Source organism: Caballeronia sp. RCC_10, from assembly GCF_041360715.1.
Classification (GTDB): Bacteria; Pseudomonadota; Gammaproteobacteria; order Burkholderiales; family Burkholderiaceae; genus Caballeronia; species Caballeronia grimmiae.
Genome location: NZ_JBFUPT010000014.1, coordinates 94420 through 112261 on the forward strand (window position 1 = coordinate 94420; position 17842 = coordinate 112261).

Consider the following 17842-nt stretch of genomic DNA (forward strand, 5'->3'; position numbering starts at 1 on the left):
TTTAGTTCGCGCTCGACGCGTTGCCGCGTTCCTGCACGCACACCCACGGCGATACCACGACCGCCCACAACTCCGGGTCGCGCGCCGCGAGATCGGCGGCGGTGTCCGCCTGCACGCGTTCGATGAGACCGGCGGACAGCCATTGCGTGACCTGTTTCGTATCGTCGCTGGCGACCGCTTCGGCCACGCTCACCAGATCGAGATCGCCCTTTACCCAGATCAGCACGCCCTTCGCGAAGAAACGCTCGAGTTCGGACCAGCTGATCTGCGCGGTTTCGGCAAGGAGCTTGACATAGAGCGGGCTGGGATTGACGGCGTCGGTCATAACGGGATTGCGATAAAAACGAAAGGCGTCCGACACTATAGCGCAGTGCCGGACGCCGACGTTCATCGCGATTAGGCGATCAGGCTCAGAGATCGAAGAACACGGTCTCGTTCGGCCCGCGCAGATGAATGTCGAAGCGATACACCGTCGCGCCGGTATGCGCCTCGCGCTTTGCGATCAGCGTGTCACGGCGTTCGGCGGGCACGCTTTGCAGTACGGTGTCGTTCGCGTTGGCTTCGGTTTCGTCGTCGAAATAAAGGCGCGTGTAGGCGTGCAGCAGCATGCCGCGCATCAGTACGATGATGTCCAGATGCGGCGCGGAATCGTCATCGGTCTTGCCGGGCTTCACCGTATCGACGACGAAGCGCAGCTTCGGATCGGTGCCGGTGCCCACGCGCGCAAAGCCGCGAAATCCCGTCTCGCGTGCTTCTTCGGGACTCTGCACGTAGCGGCCGCTCGCGTCGGCCTGCATGACTTCGATCAGCGCGTCGCCGACCGGCTTGCCTTCCGCGTCGTACACATTGCCGACGATGGAGATGTGCTCGCCCGGCACTTCGCGATCCGCCGCGGATGCCGTGAACAGGCTTTTCAGATCGAAGTTGTACTGCTCCGGCACGAGGCCGTAGGCGAAGTACGGGCCGACGGTCTGCGAGGGCGTTTGCTTGAGGGTCGTCATGTCTTCACTCCGTCGGGGTCTGGTCCGGGCCGCGCAGCACGATGTCGAATTCGTAGCCGAGCGCGTAGTTTTCCTGCGTCGTATCGATCGAGAAACGCGACACGAGCCGCTGGCGCGCGTGCTCGGGAATGCCCTGATAGATCGGATCGAGTTCGAGCAGCGGATCGCCGGGGAAGTACATCTGCGTCACGAGACGCGAGCCGAAGTATTCGCCAAACAGCGAGAAGTGGATATGGTTCGGACGCCACGCGTTCGGATGATTGCCCCACGGATACGCGCCCGGCTTGATCGTCATGAAGCGATAGCGGCCTTCGTTGTCCGTCAGACAGCGGCCCGCGCCGAGGAAGTTCGGATCGAGCGGCGCGTCGTGCTGATCGGCCTTGTGAACGTAGCGCCCGGCGGCGTTCGCCTGCCAGACTTCCACGAGCGTATTGCGCACCGGACGTCCGCCCTCGTCGAGCACGCGGCCCGTCACGATGATGCGCTCGCCGAGCGGCTCGCCGTTCTTCGCGGCGTTGCGCGTAAGGTCGTTGTCGAGCGCGCCGAGGTCGTCCGCGCCGTAGACGGGCACGCGGCGATTGCGCAGGTTTTCCTTCAGCGGGATCAGCGGCAGCGACGGGCTGCGCGAAACCGACGACCGGTAGCCCGGCGACAGATACGGCGGGTGGGAGGCCCAGTCGCGCGGCGTGAGGATGGGGGACGTCATGTCACTGTCTCCTGATGTTGTGACGTGAATAGGATATTTCTGGCGGCTACTTTATCGAACGCATCGAGTTATGGAAAATGATGTTTTGTGCGTCAATACATAACGGCTTGTCATGGATACCGACTTCACGAATACGCGCGTCAAGTTTCGTCATCTGCAGTGCTTTCTCGCGGTCACGCAGCTAGGCAGCGTGCAACGCGCGGCGGATAGCCTGTCGATCACGCAACCGGCGGTATCGAAGACGATCGGCGAGCTCGAATCCATTCTAGGCGTGCGCCTGTTCGAGCGTGGGCGGCGCGGCGCGGTTCCGACGCGAGAAGGACGGCTCTTCGCGCCGCATGCGAGCGCGTGCGTGGCGTCGCTGCGGGAAGGCGTCGACATGTTGCTGCGGGAGCGCGGCGACATGCCGGGCGCGGTATCCATCGGCGTGCTGCCGACCGTCGCTAACGCGCTGCTGCCGCCCGCGTTCGCTGCGTTCCGGCAGCAGTGGCCCGCGATTTCGCTGAGCGTCGCGACCGATTCGAACGCGTCGCTGCTGGAAAAGCTCAAGGCGGGCGACGTCGATCTGGTTGTCGGGCGGCTGTCCGAACCGGAGGCGATGCACGGACTTTCTTTCGAGCAGATTTATCGTGAGCCGCTTGCGGTCGTCGTGCGCCGCGACCACCCGCTCGCGTTCGAGACGCCGCTCACGCCTGCGCTGCTCGCGCGCTTCGCCATCGTCGTGCCGCCGTTCGGCACGCTGATCCGCCAGTCCGCCGAAAGCGTGCTGACCGCATTCGGCGCGCATGCGCTGTCGGCGCTGGTCGAAACGTTGTCGGTATCGCTCGGGCGCTCGCTTGCGCTTCATAACGACGCGGTCTGGTTCGTGCCCGCCGGCGCGGTCGAGCACGATATCGCGCTCGGGCTGCTGACCGCGCTGCCGATGCCCTTCGCCGGCACCGACGAGCCCATCGGCCTGATCCGGCGCAACGACGCGGCGCGCACGCCCGTCGAGGAATCGCTCGTCGATGCGATCCGCGAAGCGGGCCGCTCCCGTGCGGCGACCAAGTAAGCGCCCCGCACGCGCAATTGACCGACGCCCGTGCGCGGCCCGCCGCTTGCTCAAGCAGCATTTACCGCGCACGTTTGGCGCGAACACAATACTATGACGAAAGACAGCGAAAGGACGCGATTGGCAACGAAAGGAGCCGTTGGCCGTCACACCGCACGTTGCCGCCGAATTTGCCCGCTCCCAACCGCGCCCGCCCCGCTTGCATGATGAAGACCGTACTCCTCGTCGACGACGACCCCGCCACCATCGAAGCCTGGTCCCTCTGCATGCAAGGCGAGGATTGCACCGTCCTGAGCGCGGCGGACGGCAACGGAGCGTTATCGATACTGGGCGAGCAGCGGGTGGATATCGTCGTGTCGGACTGGGTGATGCCGGGGCTCGGCGGCGCGCTTCTTTGCCAGACGATGAAGAACGACGCGGCGCTCGCTCACATTCCTTTTCTGATGATCTCGGGGCATCCGAATCCGCCCGCGTTCGTCAGCTACGACGGCTACCTGCGCAAGCCGGTGGACTTCGAAACGCTGGTCGCGGCAGTCAACCGGCTGTGCGCGGCCAAGAAGCGGCCGTTGTACTGACGCGTGGCGTCAGCGCAATTCGGCGAGCGCGTCGTCCATCTGCGCCTGCGCAAGCCGGTTCAATTCCTGCGGGACATCGCATTCGAGCGGCAGCGCCGGGGTGACGATCACGCGGATATGCCCGCCGTGGTCCGGCCAGCCCTTCGCGGGCCATACCTTCCCCGCATCATGGACGACCGGCACCACCGGCACTTTCGTCGCGCAGGCGAGCCGCACGCCGCCCGACGCGAGCTTGAGCGGCGCATCGTGGGCGACGCGCGTGCCTTCGGGAAAGATGACGACGGCATCGCCCTTCTTGAGCCGCGCCGCGCATTCGCGCGTGACCGCCTGATGCGCCTGGCGGATCGAGCCGCGATCCAGATGCACCATGTCTAGCCCGCGCAGCACCCAGCCGAAGAACGGGATGTTCATCAACTCGCGCTTGAACACGAAGCTGATGCGGCGCGGAAACAGCGCCATGAACGCGAGCGTCTCCCACGTCGATTCGTGGCGGCTCAGGATGATGAACGGCCCGTCCGGCAGATGCTCCAGCCCCTCGACGGAGGTCGTCACGCCGGCGATGACGCGCATCATCGCGACCATCGCGCGGCACCAGAGCTTTGCGAGCCAGTAACGGCCCTTACGGCCGACGAACGGAAAGAGCGGCAGGATCAGGATCGACCAGACGGTGCCGCTCCCGAGCAGGTAGGTGGCGAACAGCCACTTGACGAGTGTGCGGCGCATCGGGCTTGGCGGAATGAGAGTCAAGGATGAGTGGCGGGCAAGCCGCAAGCATAACGTATCGGTCTTTCGGGAGCTTTCATGCGCCGGCCACCGCGCGATGCAACAATGGCGGCGAGCGACATTCAAGGAGAACACGCGCGATGGATCAACAGCCGGTGACATTCGACGAAGGCATGCTCGACGTAGGCGATGGACACTCGATCTACTGGCGCGCGCAAGGCCCGCGCGACGCGCCGGCGATGCTGGTCGTGCACGGCGGCCCCGGGGGCGCGATGAACGTGAAGTGGGCCGAAGCGCTCGAGCCCGAAGCGTGGCGCGTCGTTTTCTTCGATCAGCGCGGCTGCGGCAAATCGAAGCCTTTCGGCAAGCTGGAGCACAACGGCATCGACGCGCTCGTCGGCGACATGGAAAAGCTGCGCGTCGCGCTCGACATCGAACGATGGGCGATCTTCGGCGGCTCGTGGGGCACGACGCTCGGGCTCGCGTACGGCGTCGCGCATCCGGAGCGATGCACCGGCTTTCTGCTTCGCGGCGTGTTTCTCGCGCGCCGCGTGGACATCGACTGGTTCCTGTGGGACGTGCGCCGCGTGTTTCCGGAGGCGCATCGCGCGTTTCTCGATGCAATCGAGGCGGCGTGCGGCAAGCGCCCGGCCAGCGGGCAGGACATCCTGACGATGACCGAAGCGCCACTCGCGCGTTTCGACGAAGCCGGCGCGAAGCTGGCGCGCGCGTGGACGCTGTACGAGACGACGCTTTCCGTGGTCAACAAGCCGGCGACGGAACCCGCCGACCAGGAGAAGCGCCCGAGCGCCGAGGCGAACGCCGCCGCTGTCTCGATGGCGCTGCTCGAGCGTCACTACATGGCGAACGAGTTGCCGCCGGCGCCGCTGTTGCCGGGCGTCGCGCGCATCGCGCATCTGCCGTGCCGCCTCGTGCATGGCCGCTTCGACATGGTCTGCACGGCGGATCAGGCCGTGGAGCTGGCCGCGCATTGGCCGGGCGCGGAACTGGCCGTCGTCAGCGGGGCGGGGCACTGGACCTTCGAGCCGGGCAATCTGGCGGCGCTGCGGGCCGGCGCGCAGGCGCTTTCCGGCCTGATCGCGAAGGCGTGACGCGGCAGGGCGCTTAGAGCAGCAGCGCGCTCAGAACAGCAGCGTCGGCGCGGCGTCCGAAAGACGCCGCCAGTCGAGATCGGCGCCGACGACGATCGTGTGACCGCCGCGCTGGGTCGCGATGGTGAGCGTCGCGCACAGCGACGTGCCCGTCACCGACAGATACGGCGCGCTCGTGATGATCTGTTGGGGCCGCGCGCAGGCATCGACGAAATAGCCGCGATTGTCCCAGCGGCCGGTCGATGCATCCGCGATCGGCGCGAAGCGTTGGCTGCGCCGCCGCTCGCCCGCGCCCCGCAGCGTCGGATTGAACTGGCGGCCGGCTTCATCGAGGAAAAAGCAGCTTACGGTGGCCGGCAGCGCGAGTATTTCCGCGCAGGCCGCCTCCAGGCTTGCGCCGCCCGCAATCCGTCTTGCGGCCTGTGAAAGATTCGCGCGATACGGCATCAGCAGCAAATCCGCAGCGAGGCGTTCGTTGCGGCGCGCCTGCGCGAGCAGGTCGAATGCGTCTTCGAAGAGCGGCGTGGCCGTGCCATGCGGGGCGAGATCCTGGCACGGTTTGCCGAACAGAAAGCCCTGCACGAAATCGACGTTGGCGCGCGCCGCGAGCAGCAGGTCGTCGCTGGTCTCGATGCCTTCCGCGACCACGAACATGCCCGACTGATGCAAGAGTTCGACGAGCTTCGGCATCAGCGCATCGCGCAGATGGGCGTGCTTCTGGGCGCTCTGCGCGCGCACCAGACTGCGGTCGAGCTTGACGATGTCCGGCCGCAGCGTCAGCAAGCGGTCGATGTTGGAATGCCCCGCGCCGAAATCGTCGACGGCGACGAGAAAGCCCTGCGCGCGGAACGATCGCGTCGCGCTGGCGATGCGCTCCACGTCCGTGCCGCCCGACTCCAGCACTTCGATCACGAGTTGCTCGGGCGCGAGGCCGGTGTCGCGGGTGAGCGCCGCCAGTTCCTTTGCGTAGCCGGCGTGGGTGAACGTGGCCGGGTTCATGTTGACGAACAGCCAGTGCGCGGCAGGCAGGCGCGTCGCCGCGTTGCGCAGGTGCGTCAGATGGCTCATGCGGTCGAGTTCGCTGAGCGTGCCGGCGACGATCGCGCGGGCGAACAGATCGAACGGGCCGATCAGCGGGCTGTCGCCCATGCCGACCGGACGGCCGCGCAAGAGCGCCTCGTAGCCGATTGCGCGTTGGTGGGGAAGGCTGTAGATCGGCTGGAGATGCGTCGAGAGCGCGATCCCGTCGACGATTCCGTCGCCCGGCATCAGCACGTGCGCATCCGCTGGCGCTGCACACGGCGGGCGGGCGCGGGCCGAAGAAAGCAAGGGACAGCACACGGATCGATGAACGGCAGCACGGCAGTGACGCGAGCATGAGAGGGCGATGATCCCGTTATCGGCCTGTGGCTGGCGAACTTGAGCGGGTTAGGCGGTGCGCACCGTGCATCCTATTATTAGGTTGCGGTGATACGATCGCGCTGCACCCTGAGCCGCGCGTGGCTCGTCGAATCTGCGTTGAACTTCAAGAGAGACATCGATGGCGCAACAGAAAACCAATCCCAAACTCGAGCAGGCGCTGACGCGCGGCGACCTCGCGATCCGTCAGGCCAATTCGGGCCGCGCCACCGCAGTGCTACGGGCGCTCGGCAAGATGATCGTCGAGGCGTCGTCGACGATCGGCGTCGAAGCGCATGTCGTGATCCATGACGGCGACAAGATCTACGATCCGGCAGACGGCGTATGGCCGCAGCAACTGCTGATCTCGCTCGACGGGCCGGTGGAAGATAACGACCCGGACGAGATCCGCACGGTCACGCTGCTCGCCGACACGCCCGGCACGGTCTTCCGCTGCGAATGGCAGCGCGCGGACGGCAACCTCGGGCGGCAGGAAGGCCGACCGCTCGCGATGGTCGCGTTCATCACCGACGTCGACATTCCCTGGCTCGACGAGGAAGACTGAAATCGCCCGTTGTGACGGTGCACGGTCGTACTAGTCGACTGCCGTTACTCAACAACTTAATCGAAAAGTGTGCGGCTGCGCACTTTTCGGACGCCCCAGCGCAATCTCCAGATTTATCTTTTGGGCGGGAACCGGTAGGATGCCCTAAGGCACCGACGGTTGCGGTCGTCCATGACGCAACCGTGTCAGGCATGCAGCAACAAAGCGAATAGTAAAAGCAAATAAGCCGAAAGCAGCGATGACGGGGCACCTCGCCCATCGCTGCCGTCCTGCGCTGCTGCAACGTGATGCGCGGCGTGAACGGGGGTTGTCCAGGTATGGCGTCGGTGATTCCAGCTTCCTTATCGAGATTCAGGCAGTCCGGCTCGTGGATCGACGACGCCCTGTACGCGGTTGCCGTGTACGCCGTGCCGGTGCTGATCGCGCTGGGCACGCTCGCCACGCTCTATTTCCTGCCGCGCCAATACGACTCGCGCGGCGCCGTCCCGCTGCCGTTGCGCGTGATCGTCGATCGCAGCGGCCTGCTGCGTCCCGCCGACGCGCTTCAGGCATTGCGCGACGCGCCCTCCGTTTCCAGCTACAGCACCCGTCTCTCCGAAAAGCCCGTCTGGTTCGCTTTCACTGCGCCTCGCATGGGTGGCGATCTGTCGACCGCGATCGAATTACCGTCGCGTCACGCGCAAACGGTTGCGTGCTGGGATGCGGCGACGCTGAAGCCGATCGGCATCGCCGACCGCGACGGCGCGAGCGGCGCGATGCATCCGGTGAAGGCCGGTTTCTTCGTCCAGGCCGGACACCTCTCCGCGCCGCTAACCATGCTGTGCCGCGGCACCTACTCCGGTCCGGCGCAGGTCAGCGTGCTGGCGTGGGACGGTCAGGCATTGCGCCGATCGGCGCTCGACTTCCAGGAAAGCTCCGGCCTGATCGCCGGCGGCTTGCTGACGCTCGCAGTTTTCGTCTTCGTCACGGCGATGATCAACCGCGAGTGGACCTACGTGATCTTCGCGGCATGGCTCGTCGGCAATCTGCGCCTGTGCGCGAACGCGATGGGCTGGGACACCCAATGGCTCGGCCGCGTGCTGCCGGCGGAGTTCGTGCCGGCGATGCGGCAGATCACGTTCGCCGCGTATTACATTCTGACCGTCGCGCTCTTTGCGCAGCTATTCCGGCGCGAGTTGCGAATTGTCGGCTACCGGTGGCTGCTGCGCGTCATTCAGTACGTGGGCGTCGTACTGCTCGTAGCGGCGTTCGCGCTGCCTTATGCGTGGTTCATTCCGACGCTCTGGGTCAGCGGCGCGCTGGCCATCGGCGTGCTGCTGTTCTTTCTGGCGCGGCTGGTGTGGATGGCGCGGTCGCGCACGGTGCTCTGGTATGTCGGCTCGCTGGCCGTGGTGTTGTTCGCCACGTTTTCCGAGCTGCTGGGCGCGGTGCTTGGGCTCAAGGTGTTGCTCGGCGGCGTCAATACAGTGATGGCCGCACTGTCGTCGAGCATGATGGCCGCGTTCGCCATTGCCGAGCAGATGCGCGCCGAGCGCGACTTCCGGCGTCAGGCGCAAATGGAGTTGCGCAACACCTACGAAGTCACGCCGATCGGCCTCTTCACGCTCGATGAAAACGGTCACTTCGTGCGCGCCAATCCGGCCCTGCGCGCAATGCTCGATTTGCAGAAGTCCGACTACCGATCGCGCCACTGGCACGACTACTTCGAAGCGGGCGCGTGGGGCGCGTTGCAGGCGCTGGCCGCGAAGGGCAGTGACGGCGAACTGGAAATGGGCGGATCGGTGGAGCGCGGCACCGGCGAGCGGCGTTATCTGCTGAAGGCGATTCGCTGGAACGGATGGATCGAAGGCTCGTTGCAGGACACGACCGAGCGTTCGAAGGCGGTCGAGCGGCTGCGGTTTCTTGCCGAGCATGATCAGCTGACCGGCTCGCTGAACCGCCGAGGCGTCGAAAAGGCGATCGCCGCGCAAAGCGGGGAGCCGTTGCCGTACGCGCTCGCCTATGTGGACCTCGACCGTTTCAAGCTCGTCAACGACCTGTTCGGACACCGCGCCGGCGACGAAGTGCTGCGGCAAGTCGCGGCGCGCATGCGGGCGCACTTCGCGCGCAGCTATCCGGTCGGGCGTATCGGCGGGGACGAGTTCGTCTGCGTGATGAGCGACACGCCGATCGAGGACGCCATCGCGCAAGCGCGCGAACTGCTGTCCATTCTCAGCGATGCGCCGTATCAGGTCGGAAATCGCGCGTTCCAGGTGAAGGCGTCGATCGGGCTGGTCGAGTGCTCGCAGGGCGTGCGCGTCGCCGACGCGCTTTCACACGCCGATCGCGCTTGCCGCGAGGCGAAGAAGGTCGCGCATACGCGCCTCGTCACGTATCGCAAGGGCGCGGCGGCATTCGAGGAGCGCGCCGAAGAACTGAAGCTCGTCGAAACGCTCGGCGGCAACCGGCTGCCGGCCGGCCTCTTCCTCGTGATGCAGCCGATCATGTCGCTCAAGGCGCCGAACGAATCGCTCAATTTCGAAGTGCTGCTGCGCATGCGCGCGCCGGACGGCACGACGCTGCCGGCGGGCAAGGTGATCGTCGCGGCGGAGGAATCGGGCAACATAGCGGCGATCGACCGCTGGGTGATATCGACGCTGCTCGAATGGATCGAAACGCATCGCCATCAGTTGCGCAATACGCAATTCATCTGCGTGAACCTGTCGGGCGGCTCACTCAACGACGAGCAGTTCATGGAGGACATCTTCGCGCTGTTCGCGCGGCATCGGTCCGTCGTGCCGTATCTTTGCCTCGAAATCACCGAGAGCGTCGCGCTGCACGATCTCGAGAACACGCAGCGTTTCATCGCGCGCGTCCATGAGATGGGCGGCAAGATCGCGCTCGACGACTTCGGCGCGGGCTATACGTCGTTCAAGTATCTGAAGTCGCTTTCCGCCGATGCGCTGAAGATCGACGGCGAATTCGTGCGCTCGATGTGCGCGCATCCGGCGGATGTGGCGATCGTCGAGGCGATCGTCGCGCTTGCCCGCAACCTCGGCATACAGAGCGTGGCGGAATGGGTCGAGGACCTCGACACGCTGCGCGCGCTGCAGGAAATCGGTGTCGACTACGTGCAGGGCTTCCTGATCGCGCGCCCGCAGGACAGCTCGGCGATTCTCGCGGCGCACTCGGCGTCGAGCTTTATCAGCGATCCGGATGTGGTCGGCTTCGTCCAATGCCTGTCGGAACCGGGGCAGGCCATCGCCGTGGACTTCGAGCGGCGCGCCCGCGCCGTGACTGCCCGCTGAGCGCGCTGTAGTCTTGTCACATTGCAACGCGGCTCAGGCGGCGTTCATTCCGTTCAGTATCTTTCCAGCTGCAATGGGAATGCGCGTGTCGTCCCATTGCGCGAGCCATTGAATCTCCTTGCGCGTGAAGTAATCGGGATGGTTGCGCAGCGCGAACTGCAGTGCATCGACGACGTGATCGCGGATGATCTGCGGTGCATCGTCGTCGGTGACGATCGCGTGGAGGGCTTCGAGTGTGCTCATGTTTCGTCAACATCGGTAAAGGTCTGCGGGAAACATACACCGGCCAAAATTGCGGACAAAAAACTCATTGTCATAAGTCATGTCTAGACAAGCGGTGCTAGCGAAGCTTTAAGTTTCACGCGGCAAGGAGCGGATTTTCCCCAATACCACGCAGGTTGTATATACAAGAACATGGGCGCATTCCCAGAACCAATGCGCAGGAGTACCCATGGCGTCGTCTTCCCGTTTCCGCGATACCGAGATTCACGCGCCGCGCGGCACCCGTCTGAACGCAAAAAGCTGGCTTACCGAAGCCCCGCTGCGCATGCTGATGAACGACCTCAATCCCGACGTCGCTGAAAATCCGAACGAACTCGTGGTCTACGGCCGGTCAAGCTGCACGCCGAGCAGTTGTCGTCGTTGCATGGCTCTGCACTGGCGGCGCGGTATCACGCGCTGTCGGCGGATCATCTCGAGTACATGACCGAAGACGACGCAATGGCGATGGCGCAGGCCGGCACCGTCGCCGTGCTGCTGCCCGGCGCGTTCTACATGCTGCGCGAAACGCAGATGCCGCCTGTCGGGATGTTGCGCCGCCACGGTGTCGCGATGGCGCTCGCAAGCGATCTGAATCCGGGCACTTCGCCGGCGCTATCGCTGCGCATGATGCTCAATATGGGCTGCACGTTGTTTCGCCTGACGCCGGAAGAAGCGCTGGCGGGCGTCACGGTTCACGCGGCGAGCGCGCTCGGCTTGCGCGAGACGCACGGAACACTGGAGGCGGGAAAGGCGGCGGATTTCGTCGCATGGCGAATCAATCGCCCGGCGGAACTCACCTATTGGCTGGGCGGTGTGCTGCCCAACCGGATCGTGCGAAACGGCGAGGACGTCGCGTTGCCGTCATCGGAGCGATGACACGACGCCTCGCCGTCCAGCGCTGTGTTACGTGCGGCGTGCGCGGATCATTCCATAGATGACGAGCAGGATGATCGCGCCGATCACGGAAGCGATCCATCCCGCTGGCTGACCCGGCTGATACCAGCCGAGCGCCCGGCCGACGTAACCCGCGATCAGCGAGCCAGCAATGCCGAGCACGATGGTCATGATCCAGCCCATGCTGTCGTCGCCCGGCTTGATAGCGCGCGCGATGAGACCGACGACGAGTCCGACGATCAAAGTACCGATGAAGGCAAGCATGCAGTTGCTCCTTGACTAAGTTTGCTGCTTATTGGCGAAGTACTGCCGGGCTGTCCCCGGTAGCTTCAAATTAGCACGGGCAGCGGGCTTTAGATATGAAACCCGCCCGCCCCTGCGCGGGATAGGCCATTCGGCCAAGACTCCTAGCACGCCGAATGCCAAGGTGTTCAGCAAGGTAGAATGCGTTGCATTGCTTCACACCGCAAAACGGCACTGCAACGCTATGACCGACTCAGAATTTCCCTCCACCGACGACGCCATCCACGAAGACCGCCTGTGGCGCGACGACGGCTGGACCGCTCGCGTAATCAAGAACGAGGACGACGACGGCTGGGCCGTCGAGATGATCCAGGCAGGCGAAGCGGAACCCGCACTCGTCGGTCCCTGGACGATGGGTCGCGACAAGAAGAACCCCAAGCCGCTCGATTCCGCGGCATTTCGTACGCTGGTTAAGACGGCGTCGGAAGTGCTGCGACGCCACGAGCAGCAGCGGCACGCGATGCTGCACAAGAACGTGACCATCGACGTTGGCGGCGAGGACATCACCGTGGCGCTCGAGATCGTTCCCGACGAAGACGATCCTTACGCGAATCTCAAAGCGTTCGATTCATTGGGCGCGCAACTGGCGCACGTGCGCGTGTCGCCGGCGTTCAAGCTCACGAAGGCCAGCGCCGAACGATGGGCCGAAAACGGCTTCGAGAAGCCGAACTGAATTTTTCTCCGGCCGCTATGAAAAAAAATGCCGTCGCGCGTGAGCGCGACGGCATTTCTGTCTGACGAACGAATTACTCTCTTTACTTCACGACGAACTCGATTCGACGATTCGCGAAGCGTCCGCTGGCCGTTTCGTTGTCGGCGACAGGATTGGCGTCGCCATAGCCCATTGCCGTGAGCGACTGAGGCGGCACGCCGTTCTTCACGAGAAACGCCTGAACGGCTGCGGCGCGTTCCTTCGACATTTCCATCTTGGCCGGCGCGCTGCCGACGCCATCCGAATAACCCGCCACTTCGAGCTTCACCATCGAGCCTTTCGCTGCGCAGCTCTTCAACAGTTGCGCGGTTTCGCCGAGCGTCGCGACTGCGCCGTCGGGCAGGGCGGCACTGGATCGCGCAAAGTTGACGACCTGCAGATCCAGCACCTTGGCGAGCTTGTCGCCGGAGCAGGCGTCGTCGGTGGCGAGAAGGGACTTCATCGCGCCGCGAAACGACTGCGTCGCGGTTGCGACGGCGCTGTCCACATCGAACGAACTGACCTGGAACATGCCGCCCAGCGTCTTGTTCAGGCGATCGGTCCAGCCGAGCTTGGAGTCGGCGGCGGCGCCGCTCAACTCGACCTTCGAGCCGATCAGCTTTGCCTCGGCGCCCGGCACTTCCATCAGCGGCGCGAGCGCCTTCAGACGCGAAAGCCACGTGGCCGGGCGCGTCGTGGGAACCACGGAGATGTTCGCGCTATAGCCGTTGGAGAAACGGCGATTGAGCGTGTCGATCAATTGCTGTTTCTCCGCTTCCGTGCCGACCGTTGCCTGCACCGAAGGCACGCCCGCGTTGCTGACGCTGAACGCCAGTTGAGCGTCCTTCCAGTCTGCGGTCGATGCCGACGCGCTCGAAGCCGCAACCGGAGCGGCGGTGGATGCTGCGGTCGAAGCTGGAGCCGAGGCCGAGGCCGCGATCGGCGCCGACGCGCGGTCATCGGAGGCCGCGACTTGAGCGGGCGCTTCCGGTGCGGGCTGGGTGACCGTCGCGACAGGCGTGCCGGCGCTTTCATTCAGGTCGACGCTTTGCTTCTGCGTGAAGCCGCGGTAGTAGACGAGCGCAAGAATGCCGGCAAGCACCGCGAACAGCAGCCAGACCCAATTCTTCGAACTCTTCTCCGGACGCGCTTGCGCACGGCCGCGCACGGGAGCGGAGGCCGTCATCGGCGCAGGCGCCGGAGGGACCGGGGGCGGCGGCACCGCCGGAAGCGGCTTCGGTGCGCTCAGGGGCGCATAGCCGCCGGCAGCCCCGGTCGGAGCAGCGGGCATCGCCGCAGCTTCCTCGGGACCTTCCAGCGTCGCGCCGGCGGCGTCGAGCCGCGCTCCGATGCTGCTCACGAAGCCGTCGACGTTGCCGAGACCGAGCGCACCCGCGACGCCATGCGACAGCGACGCGCGCATCTCGCCGATCTGGTCGCGCAGCAAGCCCGGCAGGTTCGAGACGCTCGCCTGCGACAGCAGGAAATGATGCTTAAGAATGCCGAACAACACCGCGGAGAGCATGCCGGCGAGCGCCGAGGTCGCCTGAACGGGCACGCCGGTTTCCGCCGATACGGCATCGGTCAGTGCGTCGATGCGCTGGCCCGACGCGCGCGACGCGAGCAAATGGCCGGATGCTTCCAGGTGCTTGAGGCCGGTCGTCGTGGTGATTGCATTGCGCAACTGTTCGACGACGAATGCATTCGCCTCCGGCGACATGATCGCGGCATGCACCGCACGTGCACCGTCGCCGACCGCCGAGCGGTCCATGATCGACGCGACCAGACCCGGAGCGGTGCGTGCGGCGACTTGCTGCACGATCTGCGCAGGAATCCCGAACTTGTGCGAAAGCTGTTCGGCGATCTCGCTTGAGATCGCGGTATTGACCGCCTGAACCAGATTGATACTCATCGACTGCTATCCTTTTACTATGACGCCGAACGCGGGCGTAATGACGCGTGCATTCTATCCGTGCAGGTATCCTGAAAAGACGCGTGCATATTTCTTTACACAAGTGCCAGACGCGCGCCACTCGGTCCGGCATGACGGGGCTCCGCGCTTGACAGCGCGTGCTGGGTGCACTTTCGGTGCGCGCTCAAAGCGGGCGTGATGAAGAGCTTGAGAGGAGCCGGGCGAGGCGCCGGGCGGCCGCGGCAAGCCACGACTGGTCTGCCGGGCTTTCCGCGCTGCCGCCCGGTCGCGCACGGCGCACGGACAACACCGGGCCCGGCGGAACGAACCTTCGATACGATGCGTCGAGCGGCGAAGTCCAGGCGCACGTGCGGCAATCGTGCTTCGTGCACGAATTGCAGGGAGGTTGATTGCGGTACATGGAAGGGTCCGATTTGGAGTACCAGCGCATGATGTGCGATCTCGTCACGATTGACGATCGGACGGTTCTGAAGAACTCTTAGACTTGCGGAAAAAGGCGGCAAAAAACCTTCGGATAGCCAATCGGCCGATGAAACGGTGAACCAACCAGGAGACGAAGAAAATGCACTATTTATTGATCTATGAACTGGCGCCCGACTACCTGGAGCGCCGGGCGCAATTTCGCGATGAACATCTGAAACTGGCGTGGCAGGCGGTCGAGCGCGGCGATATCGTGCTGGCCGGTGCGCTCGACAGCCCCGCTGACCGCGCAATGCTGCTCTTCGAGGGCGAATCGCCGGCGGCCGCCGAGGCGTTCGCACAAAGCGATCCCTACGTTATCAACAAGCTCGTCGAACGCTGGGAAGTGCGCAAGTGGAACACGGTGGTCGGCGAAGAGGCGGCCACCCCCGTGCGCTAGGTTCGATCAGGCCTCGGCGGGTTCGTCGGAACGCCGCCGCGCCGCGCGATACAGGCTCGTGAGCGTATCGTCCACTTGCTGCGACCGCTCGAAAAGCGCCGCGAGCCAATCGACGAAAGCCGATACGCGCGGCGTCGCCTGGCGGCTCTTCAGAAACGCAACCGATATCTTCAGCGGCGGCGACTTCCATTGCGGCAGCACTTCCCTCAGTTGTCCGGAACGCAGATAGGGCTGCGCTGCGATCCGCAGCGGCTGGATCAGCCCGAGCCCTTGCAGGCCGCACGCCAGATACGCGTGCTCGTCGGCGACCTGCACGAAGCCGCGCATGCTCATCGAGTGCGGTTTGCCGTTCACGTCGAATTCGAAATCGGCGGGGCGGCCGCTCTTTTCCGGCATGCAGTTCACCGCGACATGCTGGGCGAGCTCGTCGAGACTCGCGGGCGTGCCGTGCTTTTCCAGATAGGCGGGGCTCGCGCACGTCACCTGTTCCAGCAATCCGAGCCGGCGCGCGACCAGCCCTGAATCCGGCAACTCGCCCAACTGCACGCTGCAGTCGACGCCTTCGCCGACCAGATCCACGTTACGCATTCCGATGCCGATCGACAGCTCGATCTGCGGATAGCGCGCATGGAACTCGGGCAGCGCGGGCACGACGATCGACGTCGCGACCGTATCCGGCATCTCGACGCGCAGGCGTCCGCGCAGCCGCTCTTCGCCTGCGGCAAAGCCGGAATCGAGCTCGTCGATGTCAGCGAGAATCCGGGCGCAGCGCTCGTAGTAGGCGGCGCCGTCGACGGTGAGGTTCAGGCGCCGGGTCGTGCGTGCGAGCAGTTGCACGCCGACCAGCGCTTCGAGTTGTTGCACGGTCGTCGAAACGCTCGCGCGCGGCATGCCGAGCGACTCGGCGGCGCGCGTGAAGCTGTTCGTATCGACGACACGCGTAAAGACACGCATGGCATGAACGCGATCGATCACAGTGAGTTTCCTTGTTCCCGATGAATGGCGATGCGCTAGGACGCACCGGCGATGACATCATCGTAAGGACCGTGACAGCGCGCGTGAATACACAAAAATCGACAATTCTTGCCTGATTCTTCCGGGGCGAAAGTCAAAGAGTCGGCATCTCGCCGCGCAGCCGTCCCGCCACGCCGGAGAAGTCCGTTCCCGACGGCGCCTGATACAGCCGCAGCCCCATCTCGGGAAGAATCGAGAGCAGATGGTCGAAGACATCCCCCTGAATGCGCTCGTATTGCGACCACGCGGTCGTTGCGGTGAAGCAGTAGACCTCGATCGGAATGCCTGCCGATTCCGGCTCCATCATGCGGACCATGATCGCCATGTCCTGCCGTATCTCCGGATGATGCTGCAGATACGCAACTCCATACGCGCGAAACGTGCCGATGTTCGTCAGCCGCCGGCGATTCGCAGGCTCCTCAGCCAGTTCCCCGAGATTGCGGTTCGCCTGCTCGACTTCCGTCTGCTTCTGTTGCAGATAATCGTGCAGCAGGCGAAAGCGCAGCATGCGCTCGGTTTCCTCATCGGTGAGAAAGCGCACGCATTGCGCGTCGATGCGCATCGTTCGTTTGATGCGCCTTCCGCCCGATTCGAACATGTGCCGATAGTTGCGATAGCTCTCCGAAAAGAGCTTGTAGGTCGGCACGGTGGTGATCGTGTTGTCCCAGTTCTGCACCTTGACCGTATGCAGCGCGATGTCCTTTACCGCGCCGTCCGCGAGGGCTTGCGGCATCTCGATCCAGTCGCCGATGCGCAGCATGTCGTTCGACGTGAGCTGCGTGCTTGCGACGAGCGACAGCAGCGTGTCCTTGAACACGAGCAGCAGCACGGCGGAAAGCGCGCCCAGGCCGGAGAGCATCCAGAGCGGCGAGCGGTCGATCAGAATCGACAGTACGAGCACACCGCACACTAGTGCCAGCGCGAGCTTGCCGATCTGGATATAGCCTTTGATCGAGCGCGTCTGCGCCTCCTTGCTCGCGGCATAGACGTCCTGCCACGCGGACAGCGCGCTGCCCGCCGCGAGGAACACGCAGACCCACGCGCAGCCGTGCGCGACGCGCTCGACCGGCGCGGCCCATCGCCCGATATGCGGCACTTCGCCGATGCCCAGCGCGACGACCGCGAACGGCGCCGCATACCACAGCCGCTGATACGCGCGATGCCGGATGAACGCGCGATCCCACGCCGCGTGTCCCGCGAGCACCAGCAGCCGATGCGCGATGCGCAGCAGCAGACGCGCGATGACCCATTGCACGAACTCCGCGATGACGAAGAGCGCGAACAATCCCACGATGAGCTGCGCCCAGGGTTGCGTCGGAAGGTGCTGCGAGAGGCTGTCCGGAAGGAAGTCGAAGTTCATGCGTCGATGTCGGCTCGTAAGCGATACGTCCCGTATTGTGCATGAACGTGCATGTGCGTTTGACGCATCGCGTGACGTCATCGAAAACCCGAGTTCGATGAAAATGAAT

17 protein-coding genes and 2 pseudogenes are annotated in these 17842 nt (G+C 64.6%); 9 read left to right on the top strand and 10 right to left on the bottom strand.

Annotation, left to right across the window (positions count from 1 at the left end; genetic code table 11):
* Position 1: 1 nt before the first annotated feature.
* The 3 genes from AB6804_RS22420 to pcaH all read right to left on the bottom strand — a co-directional run bounded on the left by AB6804_RS22420 (position 2) and on the right by pcaH (position 1707).
* Positions 2 to 325 (bottom strand): DUF2288 domain-containing protein, encoded by a 324-nt coding sequence (locus AB6804_RS22420; protein WP_370888339.1) that lies wholly within the window; start codon positions 323 to 325, stop codon positions 2 to 4.
* Positions 326 to 410: 85 nt separating this feature from the next.
* The gene (pcaG, locus tag AB6804_RS22425; protein ID WP_370888340.1) at positions 411 to 1001 is read right to left on the bottom strand and encodes a protocatechuate 3,4-dioxygenase subunit alpha; all 591 of its coding nucleotides are present in this window, start codon (positions 999 to 1001) and stop codon (positions 411 to 413) included.
* Positions 1002 to 1005: 4 nt separating this feature from the next.
* Positions 1006 to 1707, bottom strand: a complete 702-nt coding sequence (pcaH, locus tag AB6804_RS22430) for a protocatechuate 3,4-dioxygenase subunit beta (RefSeq protein ID WP_244795118.1) — start codon at positions 1705 to 1707, stop codon at positions 1006 to 1008.
* 112 nt (positions 1708 to 1819) lie between these two features.
* On the opposite strand from pcaH, the gene pcaQ reads away from it, so the two are divergent.
* Both pcaQ and AB6804_RS22440 read left to right on the top strand, forming a co-directional pair.
* Positions 1820 to 2758: a pca operon transcription factor PcaQ gene (pcaQ, locus tag AB6804_RS22435; protein WP_035968943.1), complete on the top strand. Its 939-nt coding sequence runs from the start codon at positions 1820 to 1822 to the stop codon at positions 2756 to 2758.
* A 203-nt stretch (positions 2759 to 2961) separates the two neighbouring features.
* Positions 2962 to 3333 (top strand): response regulator, encoded by a 372-nt coding sequence (locus tag AB6804_RS22440; RefSeq protein WP_152562683.1) that lies wholly within the window; start codon positions 2962 to 2964, stop codon positions 3331 to 3333.
* Between the two features lie 9 nt (positions 3334 to 3342).
* Here AB6804_RS22440 and AB6804_RS22445 read toward each other — a convergent pair whose 3' ends face one another.
* On the bottom strand, positions 3343 to 4056 hold the full coding sequence (locus AB6804_RS22445; RefSeq protein WP_370888341.1) for a lysophospholipid acyltransferase family protein: 714 nt from the start codon (positions 4054 to 4056) through the stop codon (positions 3343 to 3345).
* A gap of 140 nt (positions 4057 to 4196) precedes the next feature.
* Between AB6804_RS22445 and pip the strand changes: the two genes are divergently transcribed.
* Positions 4197 to 5168 (top strand): prolyl aminopeptidase, encoded by a 972-nt coding sequence (gene pip, locus AB6804_RS22450; protein WP_370888342.1) that lies wholly within the window; start codon positions 4197 to 4199, stop codon positions 5166 to 5168.
* Positions 5169 to 5198: 30 nt separating this feature from the next.
* On the opposite strand, the gene AB6804_RS22455 is transcribed toward pip, so the two are convergent.
* Positions 5199 to 6437: an EAL domain-containing protein gene (locus AB6804_RS22455; RefSeq protein ID WP_370888377.1), complete on the bottom strand. Its 1239-nt coding sequence runs from the start codon at positions 6435 to 6437 to the stop codon at positions 5199 to 5201.
* Between the two features lie 271 nt (positions 6438 to 6708).
* Between AB6804_RS22455 and AB6804_RS22460 the strand changes: the two genes are divergently transcribed.
* Positions 6709 to 7131 (top strand): hypothetical protein, encoded by a 423-nt coding sequence (locus AB6804_RS22460; protein WP_035968948.1) that lies wholly within the window; start codon positions 6709 to 6711, stop codon positions 7129 to 7131.
* Between the two features lie 317 nt (positions 7132 to 7448).
* Positions 7449 to 10418 carry a putative bifunctional diguanylate cyclase/phosphodiesterase gene (locus AB6804_RS22465; protein WP_370888343.1) on the top strand — a complete coding sequence of 990 codons (2970 nt, stop codon included), beginning with the start codon at positions 7449 to 7451 and terminating at the stop codon, positions 10416 to 10418.
* Positions 10419 to 10451: 33 nt separating this feature from the next.
* Here AB6804_RS22465 and AB6804_RS22470 read toward each other — a convergent pair whose 3' ends face one another.
* Positions 10452 to 10661 (bottom strand): hypothetical protein, encoded by a 210-nt coding sequence (locus tag AB6804_RS22470; protein ID WP_035968952.1) that lies wholly within the window; start codon positions 10659 to 10661, stop codon positions 10452 to 10454.
* A gap of 208 nt (positions 10662 to 10869) precedes the next feature.
* On the opposite strand from AB6804_RS22470, the pseudogene AB6804_RS22475 reads away from it, so the two are divergent.
* Together AB6804_RS22475 and AB6804_RS22480 are read left to right on the top strand one after the other, a co-directional pair.
* Positions 10870 to 11028: pseudogene (locus AB6804_RS22475) on the top strand (hypothetical protein); the annotation flags it as partial.
* Positions 11028 to 11555 (top strand): annotated as a pseudogene (locus tag AB6804_RS22480) (amidohydrolase family protein); the annotation flags it as partial. The pseudogenes AB6804_RS22475 and AB6804_RS22480, both read left to right, overlap by 1 nt.
* Positions 11556 to 11582: 27 nt before the next feature.
* Here the strand turns inward: AB6804_RS22480 and AB6804_RS22485 are convergent.
* On the bottom strand, positions 11583 to 11837 hold the full coding sequence (locus AB6804_RS22485) for a GlsB/YeaQ/YmgE family stress response membrane protein (protein ID WP_370888344.1): 255 nt from the start codon (positions 11835 to 11837) through the stop codon (positions 11583 to 11585).
* A 223-nt stretch (positions 11838 to 12060) separates the two neighbouring features.
* Between AB6804_RS22485 and AB6804_RS22490 the strand changes: the two genes are divergently transcribed.
* Complete coding sequence (locus AB6804_RS22490) at positions 12061 to 12549, top strand: hypothetical protein (protein WP_035968960.1); 489 nt, start codon at positions 12061 to 12063, stop codon at positions 12547 to 12549.
* 82 nt (positions 12550 to 12631) lie between these two features.
* Here the strand turns inward: AB6804_RS22490 and AB6804_RS22495 are convergent, their stop codons facing one another.
* Entirely contained in the window at positions 12632 to 14479 is a 1848-nt protein-coding gene (locus AB6804_RS22495; protein WP_370888345.1) for an OmpA family protein, read from the bottom strand.
* A 583-nt stretch (positions 14480 to 15062) separates the two neighbouring features.
* On the opposite strand from AB6804_RS22495, the gene AB6804_RS22500 reads away from it, so the two are divergent.
* Positions 15063 to 15359, top strand: a complete 297-nt coding sequence (locus tag AB6804_RS22500; RefSeq protein WP_370888346.1) for a YciI-like protein — start codon at positions 15063 to 15065, stop codon at positions 15357 to 15359.
* Positions 15360 to 15365: 6 nt separating this feature from the next.
* Here AB6804_RS22500 and AB6804_RS22505 read toward each other — a convergent pair whose 3' ends face one another.
* Both AB6804_RS22505 and AB6804_RS22510 read right to left on the bottom strand, forming a co-directional pair.
* Complete coding sequence (locus AB6804_RS22505; RefSeq protein ID WP_370888378.1) at positions 15366 to 16331, bottom strand: LysR substrate-binding domain-containing protein; 966 nt, start codon at positions 16329 to 16331, stop codon at positions 15366 to 15368.
* 136 nt (positions 16332 to 16467) lie between these two features.
* Positions 16468 to 17733: a mechanosensitive ion channel family protein gene (locus AB6804_RS22510; RefSeq protein ID WP_370888347.1), complete on the bottom strand. Its 1266-nt coding sequence runs from the start codon at positions 17731 to 17733 to the stop codon at positions 16468 to 16470.
* Positions 17734 to 17842 lie beyond the last annotated feature (109 nt).

Coding starts and splice junctions, on each gene's coding strand:
- AB6804_RS22495 (WP_370888345.1), bottom strand. CDS start 14,479: ATGAGTATCAATCTGGTTCAGGCGGTCAATACCGCGATCTCAAGCGAG.
- AB6804_RS22440 (WP_152562683.1), top strand. CDS start 2,962: ATGATGAAGACCGTACTCCTCGTCGACGACGACCCCGCCACCATCGAA.
- AB6804_RS22485 (WP_370888344.1), bottom strand. CDS start 11,837: ATGCTTGCCTTCATCGGTACTTTGATCGTCGGACTCGTCGTCGGTCTC.
- AB6804_RS22510 (WP_370888347.1), bottom strand. CDS start 17,733: ATGAACTTCGACTTCCTTCCGGACAGCCTCTCGCAGCACCTTCCGACG.
- pcaH (WP_244795118.1), bottom strand. CDS start 1,707: ATGACGTCCCCCATCCTCACGCCGCGCGACTGGGCCTCCCACCCGCCG.
- AB6804_RS22470 (WP_035968952.1), bottom strand. CDS start 10,661: ATGAGCACACTCGAAGCCCTCCACGCGATCGTCACCGACGACGATGCA.
- AB6804_RS22460 (WP_035968948.1), top strand. CDS start 6,709: ATGGCGCAACAGAAAACCAATCCCAAACTCGAGCAGGCGCTGACGCGC.
- AB6804_RS22455 (WP_370888377.1), bottom strand. CDS start 6,437: ATGCCGGGCGACGGAATCGTCGACGGGATCGCGCTCTCGACGCATCTC.
- AB6804_RS22420 (WP_370888339.1), bottom strand. CDS start 325: ATGACCGACGCCGTCAATCCCAGCCCGCTCTATGTCAAGCTCCTTGCC.
- AB6804_RS22465 (WP_370888343.1), top strand. CDS start 7,449: ATGGCGTCGGTGATTCCAGCTTCCTTATCGAGATTCAGGCAGTCCGGC.
- AB6804_RS22445 (WP_370888341.1), bottom strand. CDS start 4,056: ATGCGCCGCACACTCGTCAAGTGGCTGTTCGCCACCTACCTGCTCGGG.
- pcaG (WP_370888340.1), bottom strand. CDS start 1,001: ATGACGACCCTCAAGCAAACGCCCTCGCAGACCGTCGGCCCGTACTTC.
- pip (WP_370888342.1), top strand. CDS start 4,197: ATGGATCAACAGCCGGTGACATTCGACGAAGGCATGCTCGACGTAGGC.
- pcaQ (WP_035968943.1), top strand. CDS start 1,820: ATGGATACCGACTTCACGAATACGCGCGTCAAGTTTCGTCATCTGCAG.
- AB6804_RS22490 (WP_035968960.1), top strand. CDS start 12,061: ATGACCGACTCAGAATTTCCCTCCACCGACGACGCCATCCACGAAGAC.
- AB6804_RS22500 (WP_370888346.1), top strand. CDS start 15,063: ATGCACTATTTATTGATCTATGAACTGGCGCCCGACTACCTGGAGCGC.